The 10029-nt window shown below is 44.1% G+C and carries 8 protein-coding genes and 1 pseudogene; 3 read left to right on the top strand and 6 right to left on the bottom strand.

The features are described 5' to 3' along the window. A partial coding sequence (locus F6K49_RS30530) for a transglycosylase domain-containing protein (protein ID WP_293102661.1) occupies positions 1 to 2075 on the bottom strand: 2075 nt, incomplete at its 3' end. 212 nt (positions 2076 to 2287) lie between these two features. Here F6K49_RS30530 and F6K49_RS30525 point away from each other — a divergent pair. After that, the gene (locus tag F6K49_RS30525) at positions 2288 to 2587 is read left to right on the top strand and encodes a DUF2288 domain-containing protein (protein WP_075904108.1); all 300 of its coding nucleotides are present in this window, start codon (positions 2288 to 2290) and stop codon (positions 2585 to 2587) included. Here F6K49_RS30525 and F6K49_RS30520 read toward each other — a convergent pair. From F6K49_RS30520 to hemW, 3 genes are all read right to left on the bottom strand, one after another. Further along, positions 2580 to 3176 carry a YdcF family protein gene (locus tag F6K49_RS30520; protein ID WP_293022055.1) on the bottom strand — a complete coding sequence of 199 codons (597 nt, stop codon included), beginning with the start codon at positions 3174 to 3176 and terminating at the stop codon, positions 2580 to 2582. The two genes, F6K49_RS30525 and F6K49_RS30520, sit on opposite strands and share 8 nt — an antisense overlap. Positions 3177 to 3407: 231 nt before the next feature. Beyond that, positions 3408 to 4259 carry a 16S rRNA (cytidine(1402)-2'-O)-methyltransferase gene (gene rsmI / locus F6K49_RS30515; protein WP_293102658.1) on the bottom strand — a complete coding sequence of 284 codons (852 nt, stop codon included), beginning with the start codon at positions 4257 to 4259 and terminating at the stop codon, positions 3408 to 3410. A 61-nt stretch (positions 4260 to 4320) separates the two neighbouring features. Then, positions 4321 to 5583: a radical SAM family heme chaperone HemW gene (gene hemW, locus F6K49_RS30510; RefSeq protein ID WP_293022058.1), complete on the bottom strand. Its 1263-nt coding sequence runs from the start codon at positions 5581 to 5583 to the stop codon at positions 4321 to 4323. A gap of 390 nt (positions 5584 to 5973) precedes the next feature. Between hemW and F6K49_RS30505 the strand changes: the two genes are divergently transcribed. Continuing rightward, entirely contained in the window at positions 5974 to 7053 is a 1080-nt protein-coding gene (locus F6K49_RS30505) for a PIN/TRAM domain-containing protein (RefSeq protein WP_293102652.1), read from the top strand. 342 nt (positions 7054 to 7395) lie between these two features. After that, positions 7396 to 8595 carry a tetratricopeptide repeat protein gene (locus F6K49_RS30500; RefSeq protein ID WP_366514250.1) on the top strand — a complete coding sequence of 400 codons (1200 nt, stop codon included), beginning with the start codon at positions 7396 to 7398 and terminating at the stop codon, positions 8593 to 8595. A 5-nt stretch (positions 8596 to 8600) separates the two neighbouring features. Here the strand turns inward: F6K49_RS30500 and F6K49_RS30495 are convergent, their stop codons facing one another. Together F6K49_RS30495 and F6K49_RS30490 are read right to left on the bottom strand one after the other, a co-directional pair. Beyond that, on the bottom strand, positions 8601 to 8726 hold the full coding sequence (locus F6K49_RS30495) for a hypothetical protein (protein ID WP_293044046.1): 126 nt from the start codon (positions 8724 to 8726) through the stop codon (positions 8601 to 8603). Between the two features lie 165 nt (positions 8727 to 8891). Continuing rightward, positions 8892 to 9774, bottom strand: a pseudogene (locus tag F6K49_RS30490) (IS630 family transposase). Between the last annotated feature and the right edge of the window lie 255 nt (positions 9775 to 10029).

The following is a 10029-nucleotide window of genomic DNA, read 5'->3' as shown; positions in this document are numbered from 1 at the left end:
CACACTGGACGTTGGACTAAACCGGGAGGAGCTTGAAACGGAGCAGGTTCTTGAGATTGATGCAGGTGTAACATAATCCGATGCCAGAGGGGAGCAGCACCAATCACCCCAGACACTTGTTCCATGGGCTCACCATTAAAATTACCTACCCAAGTGGCAACGGTATAGTTTTTGGTGAATCCCACAGTCCAAGTATCTCGGAAATTAGAAGAGGTGCCAGTTTTAACGGCAGCGGGAAAAGGTAAATTCAGTACTGAATCGACACCAAACCCCTGAGCACGAGCTTGAGGGTCACTCAGTATATCTGTTATTAATGCCCAGGTTGAAAGGGTTGAAAGTTCAAGGTTGGAATGTTTAAGGTTGGAATGTTTAAGGTTATTTGGTTGTTCGCCTTTGGCGTTCGAGTAGGGTACGTTATTGGGTTGAAAGTTGGAATGTTGAAAGTTGGAATGTTGAAGGTTATTTGGTTGTTCGCCTTTGGCGTTCCGGTAGGGTAGGTTGAATAGTGGGCTTTGCATACTTGGGGGATGATCTGACAATTGTTTACTTTTCTGTATTCCCTGTCTTCGTGCTCTTGCCCCTCTTCGATAAACCGATAAATCATCCCCATTTTGCGAGGGGCTAGATAGGGTAGTGACAAGGGATTTGGGTTGTCCAAGTCGTGCTAGGGTGAGGTAGGCGCGAGCTAGTTCCCAAAGACTAACTTCGCCACTACCTAGGGTTAATCCTAATCCATAATGTTCTGGAGACTGGGTTAGGTGTTCAAAGCCTAGTTGATGTAAGTGCAACAGAAAGTTTGATACTCCAACTTTTTCCAATACCCTAACTGCTGGGATATTAAGGGAATTGGCTAGAGCAACGCGAATGCGAACTGGTCCGAGGAAAGTTTCGCTGTAATCGGTGGGACTGTAGAGTCTAGCTCCGGGAATGGCGTAATAGGTAGGGATATCAGCTAAGACGGTGTTGGGACGAATAATGCGTTGCTCTAGGGCTAAGTGATATAAAAAAGGTTTGAGGGTGGAACCAGGTTGACGTAGGGCTTGGACTCCGTCATTGCGTCCTAATTCAGCTTCGGAAAAGTAATCGGGAGAGCCGACATAGGCGTATACTTCACCGGATTGATTCTCAATGACAATAGCAGCAGCGTGATGGACATTTTTAGGGGCAAGGTCGCGAACTACTTGCTGCACTTGGGCTTCAACAAATTCCTGTAGGGGACGGTCGATAGTAGTACGGATTTGGGAGGGATGCTCTGATGGTAATTGGTTGGCAACCAAAAATAAAAAGTGTGGTGCGGCAATTATTCCTTGCTGTCGAGGTAGTAGGGAAATGGCTTCCTCATAAGCTTGGTCTGCTTGAGTAGCGGTGATATAGCCATCCTCTACCATTCGCTTGAGCACATAGATTTGCCGCCGTTTGGCAGCATCCCAGTAATAATAAGGATTGAGATAATTAGGATTATTGGGTAGACCAGCTAATAGGCTGGCTTGAGCAACATTGAGTTCACTGGCGGGCATGCCAAAATAAATCCGAGCAGCAGCTTCTAAGCCATAGATATTGCCACCCATGGGGAGTCGGTTGATATAGGCTGCCAAGATTTCATCTTTACTCATCCCTGCTGCTAATCGCCAGGATAGCCAAATTTCTTGGAATTTGGCAGGTAGAGTGCGGGGGTTGGGTTCCAGCATCCGTGCCAGTTGCATGGTGATGGTGGAGGCACCACTGACAATGCGTTTCGCCTCAATGGCTTCAATTAGCGATCGCATAATTGCCCGCATCTCTAATGCCCCATGGTGATAAAACTCTCCATCTTCTGCGGCGAGAATAGCATGGATAAAGTGCGGGGAAATTTGATCGAGAGGCACAACCGCAGTATGGTCTTGGTCTCGACTGAGGATGGTGCCGAGGGATAAACCATTGCGGTCACGAAATTCTACCGCTAGGTCATCCTGAACTAAATCTTTAGCACGAATGGGAGCAAGATAGGGAAGCGATCGCACCGTGATGCCAAGCAGCGCCAAGCCAAGGGCTAATTTTACAGCGCGCCGATGTTTGGGATTTAGCCTCAACCACATTTTCTGTTTGATGATGTTAATCGAATTTCTCATCAGGGAAACAATCTTGTGTAGCTCATTACTATGAGAACCGTTATAACCGAATGGTTAGAGGAAGGCTGAGGTGGAAGCCTGAGGTGATTAAAGCTTTGCTCAAATGGTTAAATCTAACAAACCATCGGAACGATTTTGCTGTATTTTTAAAGAACTGTTAAGAAAACCTTGAATTAAACATGGATTTAAGAGTACAATTGGCGGAATCTCTGGATGAAACAACCTGGGACTTACTGATTCCTCATGTTAAACGAGATGCAGTACTGGTGGTGAATGAGGGACTGGATTTGTTGGATGTTGGGGTAGCGATCGCAAACGATGATGTGCTATCTGTCCAACATTGGATCAGTGAGCAGCTAATGCACAAGCCTTTGCTTGAGCAACTCTCTAATTGGAACAGCAACCAGAACAAGCGGTTTCAGGCTCTGATTGTACAACCCTACGTACTGGTGCAAGAACTTTCAACAGACTTCACTTGATTAACCTTTTCGAGGCTTGCCCTAATTCAGCCCCTGTCTGACCTGTCATCAACCAAAACAAAGCCCTAGCACCATCTCGCAAAGCTTTATCAAGGGGTTCAGGAGACTTTTCGGAAGGAACAGGTAACGGCTTGAGAACAATTCCTCTACTGCCAAGAACGATATCACCAATCAAGCGAGCACGGCGCATATGATAGTCAGAAGTAATCAAATAGACACTATCGATGTCCTGAGCTTCTAACTGATCCACTAACGTGGTAAAGTTAGTCACCGTATCTACCGCTTTGTAGTCTAGGTGGAGGCGACTGACCTCAATTCCTTCCCGGGTAAATAACCGTTGAGCATATCCCTTCGGGCTGCCGGAAGATACCCAAATTTGGAGGTCTGGGTGCTTTATGGCAAATTTGGCAGCATATCTCTCCCGCGCTTCAGATCCCCCTAAAACTAAGGCAACTTTTGGTTGCACTAAATAGCTTTCAATCCTTTTGTAACCAAACATCAGAGTAAGTGCTAAAACGAGTGTCACCCATGGTATTAATTTAGCTTTATAGTTAGGGGCTGATGAGTGGGAGTGAATCCTGAAAATCATAACTCGAATAGATGTCGAATAGATAGATGGCGTTGTTTAACTCAAAGCGCAAGTTCGCAGCTTTGTTCAGGGATTAGTCATTACTTGTTAATTGTTGATTGTTACTTGCTACTTTTTACTTGCTACTTTTTACTTGCTACTTGTTACTTGTTGATTGTTATTTGCTACTTTTTACTTGTTACTTGTTAATCAACAAAAACCAAAAAATTGAGAAAGATTTAGCAATCAAGCTTAGTCTTGCTCCTTGACCGGAAAAACTGATGAAGGAATTGTCAACGCTAGTTGATAGAGTTGACGTCGGGGGAGTTGAGTTAGCTGAGCTAATTGACGACTCGCTTGCGATCGCGATACTCCCTGAGCCATAATCTCTATCAATTGAGCTTCTAGTTCAGCTTTTGATAACATAGGCTTGTCTTGGGAAGCTCCACCAATTACTAGGGTAAACTCTCCCTTGGGTTCTAGCTTAGTAAAATGAGCGATCGCATCCCCAATAGTTCCCCGCCAAAACTCCTCATGGAGTTTAGTTAATTCCCTAGCCAATACAATCCTACGGTTTTCTCCCAAACAGCTTGCCAAATCTCGCAAGGTATTAAGCACGCGGTGAGGCCCTTCATATAAAATCAACGTTCTTGGTTCCCCCTTGAGAGAGTCTAAACGTTTTTTTCGACTTTGACCCTTGGTGGGTAAAAAGCCTTCAAACACAAATCGGTCTGTCGGTAGTCCCGCAGCACTTAATGCCGTAATTCCAGCAGTAGCACCTGGTATTGGCACTACCGATATCCCTTCCTCAATAACAGCCTTCACTAATTTATAGCCAGGGTCAGAAATGCCTGGCATCCCAGCATCCGTCACCAACGCAATCGTATTTCCTTGACCGAGCCGATTCAACAACTCGGGTAAACGCTGGTCGTGATTGTGTTTGTGGTAACTCACTTGCGGCGTTTTAATTTGAAAATGCTGCAATAGCTTCCCGGTATGGCGCGTATCTTCCGCAGCAATCAAATCCACCGATTGCAGAATTTCCACTGCCCGAAACGTCATATCCTGCAAATTACCAATTGGTGTTCCCACCACATAAAGCATTCCCACTTGTCTTCTTCGCCATCCCTTACGTCTTTGCGGTTAATCAACAAATCACGGGCTCCTACCCCAACAGATGAAACAAGTCAGCCAGAATGGTATTGGAGAACAAAAACCCTTCCGGGTCAGTTAATCTCAACCGTCCCGCCATTGGTAACCTCTGACCATAGGTTAAATTAACCCTTTCGCCATTATCTCCCACAACCTCTACCCAGTTACAACCGTAGTATTGCAGCAAAGCCGTCCAAATCTGTTCCAGAATTTTTTCCCCAAACCTCTGAGCTAGCATAGACAGACTCAACCCCTCTGCCAAGCGTAGACCTAGCATTAGGGTTTCTAACAACACATCCTCTGAAGTTGTGGGTGAGCCATCCGAAACCCCACCTGCTTGTACCAACTGTTCCACCCAAGCATAATACTCCCGCCTCGTGCGTGGTCTAGTGAACCGATATCCTTGAGTATAGCTAGCCGCACCCATGCCAAAACCGTAATAAGGGCGGTTTTCCCAATACACCCGATTGTGACGGCATTGATGACCAGGCAAGGCATAGTTAGAAATTTCATAATGTTCGTACCCCACACTAGTAAACAACTGCTGTGCTAAGCGGTACATCACGGCAGTGGTTTCATCAGTCGGTAAAGGCTTAGTTCCAGAGGTGTACTGGCGGCCAAAGGCAGTGACAGGCTCAAGGACTAGGTCATAGCTGGAAATGTGGGTAGGGGCAATCTTGACCGTTATTTCCAGAGACTTTTGCCATTGTTCTAAGGTTTGATCCGGTAGACCAGAGATTAAATCAAGACTAAATTCGGGAACCTCTACTTGATGGATCAGTTCGATCGCAGTGACTATATCTTTAGAGTCATGGGTACGGCCACAATTGCTCAATAATTTATCTTGAAATGCCTGAACCCCTAAGCTGACTCGATTGACCCCCAAATCTCGGTATCCCCTTAACTGATCCTTGGTGAAGGTTCCTGGATCCATCTCCATGGAAATCTCCGCATCAGCTGCAATTCCAAAGCGCCTGTCTAAGGTGTCTAGGATTTTTGCTAGTTGTTCAACTGCCAGCAGGGAGGGTGTTCCACCTCCAAAGAAAACTGTGTCTAAACTGCTTGTGGTCGGTGGAGTGATATTAATTTCCTGACATAACACCTCGACATACTGGTCAATCATGCTAGAGGTACCCTGTGTGGCGTTATCCCCTACCACAGAGACTGGAAAATCACAGTAATAGCATCGACGTCGGCAAAAGGGAATATGAACATAGGCGGCACTGACTCTTAAAGAATCGCAATCTTTCTCAGAATTATGTAATAAATTGACCACTGGCTTTTTACGGTAATACTTCAATCAGGTAAGCCAATCCGACCGTTGGGATGAACAGTTATTAATTAAATAAATTTTTTATTAGTTTTGTGATCATCTTTTGGCTAACCTCAATCTTCTCCGGAGTGAGATTCGCCCCTTAAGAAGAGTCAACAGTAGGAAACCTGTAACTCCCTTGAGCAGATAACTCCAGCGAATATAATTGCCCAAGCTATCCCTCGGTTAGCCTAGGCAATTCAACGGTTTAATGAAGCTAAGTCGGATCAGAGAATACAGCGATGTAAACGATATACTAAATATAGTTGTTGACTATCAGGTTTACGACAGTTTATGCCATCGTTTAAAAAGTTTTCCTAAAAAAACAACTACAAAACCAATTGGAAAGGAAGGATGCTTGACTTCGTCATTATACTTTTATTTATCATAGCAGCAGCAAGCATAGGCTTCGATAGTGTAGAATTGCTCCCCGGTCATGTGCAAGATCAAGTCAGCAATTTGACCGCTTTACGCTCGACTACTGCATGCTTTGGTGCCATTATCGGACTAGCACTAGGGTTAATGGCCCAAGTAACTTACCGTCGGGTAGAAGCCCAAGTGCGAAAAATGCCGATTGAGGTAATTTTGACCAGGGCTATTGGTCTTATCCTGGGACTGCTGTTAGCTAATTTGATGCTAGCGCCAATTTTCTTACTCCCCATCCCTTCGGAATTTTCCTTCATCAAACCCCTGACTGCCATTTTAGGAAGTGTGATGTTTTCCTTCTTGGGGATTAGTCTAGCTGATACCCATGGTCGCACCTTCTTGCAGCTAATCAATCCTAATAGCTTGGAATCAGTTTTAGTGGCAGAAGGCACCCTCAAACCAGCCTCGAGTAAAGTTTTAGATACTAGCTGTATCATTGATGGTCGCATCGAAGCACTGCTTGAGACGGGTTTTATCGAAGGCCAAATTCTGGTTTCCCAGTTTGTCTTACTAGAATTGCAGCAACTTGCCGATGCTGCCAATGATCAGAAGCGAACTCGGGGACGGCGGGGGCTAGATATCCTAAATCGGATGCAAGCTGTTTACCCAGAACGCTTGGTGATCCATTCCGCTGATTACGATGACCTACAAACTGTAGATACCAAATTGGTACGTTTTGCCCAGGAAATTAATGGCACTCTTTTAACTAATGATTACAACTTGAGTAAAGTGGCTAAGCTCCAAAAGGTGCCAGTGTTGAATGTCAATGATTTAGCCCAAGCCGTGCGTCCTCTGTATCTACCGGGTGACATCCTAGAGCTGAAAATCCTTAAGGGCGGTAAAGAACCTACCCAGGGAGTTGGTTATCTAGATGATGGGACAATGGTAGTGGTGGAAGAAGGGTATAAACACATGGGTGTTGAACTGCCAGTTATTGTTACCTCAGCCTTGCAGACCTCAGCAGGTAGGATGATTTTTGCTCGACCTAAAGCTTCGGTGACGGTTTGATATTGGTGTTTTATAGGTTGTTCGCGTAGCGTGGCCAATAGGCCAAGGTTGAAGGTTGAATGTTGAATGTTATCAATCCAGGTTTCAATTGTTAACGCTCTAATCTTCAACCTTGGCCAATAGGCCACGCTACGGGAACGGCCACGCTACGGGAACAACCGTCTAACCCTCTAACCGTCTAACCCTCTAACCGTCTAACCCTCTAACCTTCAACCTCCTAACCGTCTAACCCTCTAACCGTCTAACCCTCTAACCGTCTAACCCTCTAACCGTCTAACCCTCTAACCTTCAACCTCCTAACCTTCAACCTCCTAACCTTCAACCTCCTAACCTTCTAACCTAATGACTGATCCCATGCTTAGCCTATGCATGATTGTTAAAGATGAGGAAGAATCATTACCACAATGTTTGAGTAGTGTCAAGGATGTAGTGGATGAGATGGTCATCCTAGACACAGGTTCAACGGATCGGACGATTGAGGTGGCGCAAAGCTATGGCGCTATAGTTTATCAGTTTGAATGGTGTAATGATTTTGCAGCTGCTCGCAATCAGGCGTTGAGCTATGTGGAAGGGGAATGGGTACTGGTGTTGGATGCTGATGAAGTGTTGAAACCGGAAGTTGTACCGGAAATCAAGCAGGCAATCCAAAATAGTTCCTATCTAGTTATTAATCTAGTCCGGCAAGAAGTGGGAGCGACTCAATCTCCCTATTCTCTGGTGTCTCGTTTGTTTCGCTATCACCCAGAGATTCGCTTTTCTCGCCCCTATCATGCTATGGTGGATGATACTGTAGCGCAAGTGTTAAAACGGGAACCCCAATGGCAGGTGGTGTCTCTATCCCAGGTGGGAATCTTACACTACGGTTATAGCTATGATGCGATCGCATCACGCAATAAGTTGACTAGAGCCCTTACGGCGATGGAAGGCTATCTGGCTAGTCATCCGTTTGATGCTTATGTGTGTAGTAAACTCGGGGCGCTTTATATTCAAAATAATCAAGTAGACCAGGGTGTGGAGTTACTCAAGCGTGGTTTAACTAGCACTAAGCTAGAGCCAGCGGTATTATTTGAACTGCACTACCATCTGGGGAATGCTTATACTCGCCAAGGAGAGCTTAATTCAGGAGCAATACATTACCAACAGGCGATTCAACAACCGATTTTGCCCCAGTTGAAATTAGGAGCTTACAATAACTTGGGCAGTTTGTTGTTAACAGCAGGGGAGTTGAATCACGCCAAAACTGCTTATGAAATGGCAGTGAAGATAGACCCAAGTTTTGCCCTTGGACATAATAATCTGGGGATGACTTGGAAGGCTTTGGGTCAGATGGAAAATGCGATCGCATCCTATCAGCAAGCGATTCAACTCAACCCGGAGTATGGAGAGGCTTATCAAAACTTGGGAGTGGTTTGGCTTAAACTGGGCAACGTTGATCAGAGTTTATCGGCATTTAAAAAAGCGATCGCACTTCACGAAACCCATAACCCGGCTGAAGCTCAGCGTCTTCGTCAGGGACTTTACGCTATGGGATTTCAGGTTTAATTTTATTAAGTATTAGGGAACAGGGAACAGCGGATCACCGGAACAGGGAACAGAGAAGTCGGAAGTGGGAAGAGGGAAAAAATCCTGTTTAGCTCATAGTTATGAAAAATGCTGTATAAGCCTGTCTTCATTTAAATGGGCTCCCTTTAACCTTTAAGTCTCTTCAAAAACTACTCCCTACTCCCTATTTTAAGATTTAACTTAGCTTACTAGTTACTGAAGAAGCCGTAATCGTTAATTTCACTTTTAAGGCATCCCTTAGAATTAAAATAAACCAACTTTCAAGAGTTATAGCACTACGCGCATACATTAGGACATTTTTTGAACGCTGCATCTACACATTCTCGTACAGTATCAAATTCAATAATTCTTTGTTTCATCCATGTTTTTAAAACAGCCCACCAATTCTCTATTTTATTCAAATCTGGTGAATAAGCTGGTAAATACAAAATTTCGCATCCGGCTTCTTCAACAATTTCTCTGATATATTCTCCTTTATGAAAACTGGCATTGTCAATAATAATAATATCTCCTGAATCTAAGTTAGGTATTAAACAGTGTATTAACCAATTTTAAAATAAATTTCTATTACATGAACCCTCAAAAGTTAAAGGAGCCAATAATTGGTTCTCTTTTAAGGCAGATAGCCAACTCACTCTTTCTGTTCTTTTTACCGACTTCAGAGCATAACATCTTTGTCCTTTAAGACTATAGCCATAGGGGTAATCCTCTCTATTATCGAATCCAGCTTCATCTACATAAACTTTTCTGGTGTTTTCTATTTCCTCCAGCTTTTTGATAAATTCTTCTCTTTTATGCTCATCTCGTTCTCGGTAACCATAAGTTTTTTTTTGCGCGTAAACCCCAGTTTTTTGATGGCATAACTAACATTTTGTTGTGTCACGTTATTTCCCCAAATTTCAGCCATCTGTTTTTGGGTTTTGTCACTATGTTCTTCGACAAATTTTCGAAATTTTTCTAGGTCGGTAATTTTGGGGACAGTTCCTACTCCTACAGGTTGACTAGCTTGATAGTCTCCTGTTTCTCTTTCTTTTTTTAGCCAGAGGTCAAAGGTATTTCTACTAATTTTAAAAAAACGGCTTACCTCTATTTTTTTTTTCCTCGTTTAACGGCTTCGATCGCTTTTGAACGCAAATCGTAACTATAGGGTGCAGGCATACTATTTACCTAACGGGGGGACAGAGCGGGTATAGCCATTGTGTAGCAAGGGATACAGCAGATGAAGGAAAAAAAAGATAGGTCAAATATAGTCATGCTGACCTATCTAGCAAAAATGATAGCGTGCGCCATACCAGAAAATCCTACAAAATAAGCTGCATCACACCAGGTATTTGTTACTAATCTTAGTCGTTGCCAGCCTACAATTGCTCAGACAGGTCAAACTAGAAGTGTTAGCTGAAGCGCTGCCGTTAC

Source organism: Moorena sp. SIO3I6 (assembly GCF_010672095.1).
Note: the sequence above shows the minus strand (reverse complement) of the source record. Positions and strands in the feature narration are given on the sequence as shown.

Coding starts and splice junctions, on each gene's coding strand:
- F6K49_RS30525 (WP_075904108.1), top strand. CDS start 2,288: ATGGATTTAAGAGTACAATTGGCGGAATCTCTGGATGAAACAACCTGG.
- F6K49_RS30495 (WP_293044046.1), bottom strand. CDS start 8,726: ATGAAGACAGGCTTATACAGCATTTTTCATAACTATGAGCTAAACAGG.
- rsmI (WP_293102658.1), bottom strand. CDS start 4,259: ATGCTTTATGTGGTGGGAACACCAATTGGTAATTTGCAGGATATGACG.
- F6K49_RS30520 (WP_293022055.1), bottom strand. CDS start 3,176: ATGATTTTCAGGATTCACTCCCACTCATCAGCCCCTAACTATAAAGCT.
- F6K49_RS30500 (WP_366514250.1), top strand. CDS start 7,396: ATGACTGATCCCATGCTTAGCCTATGCATGATTGTTAAAGATGAGGAA.
- F6K49_RS30505 (WP_293102652.1), top strand. CDS start 5,974: ATGCTTGACTTCGTCATTATACTTTTATTTATCATAGCAGCAGCAAGC.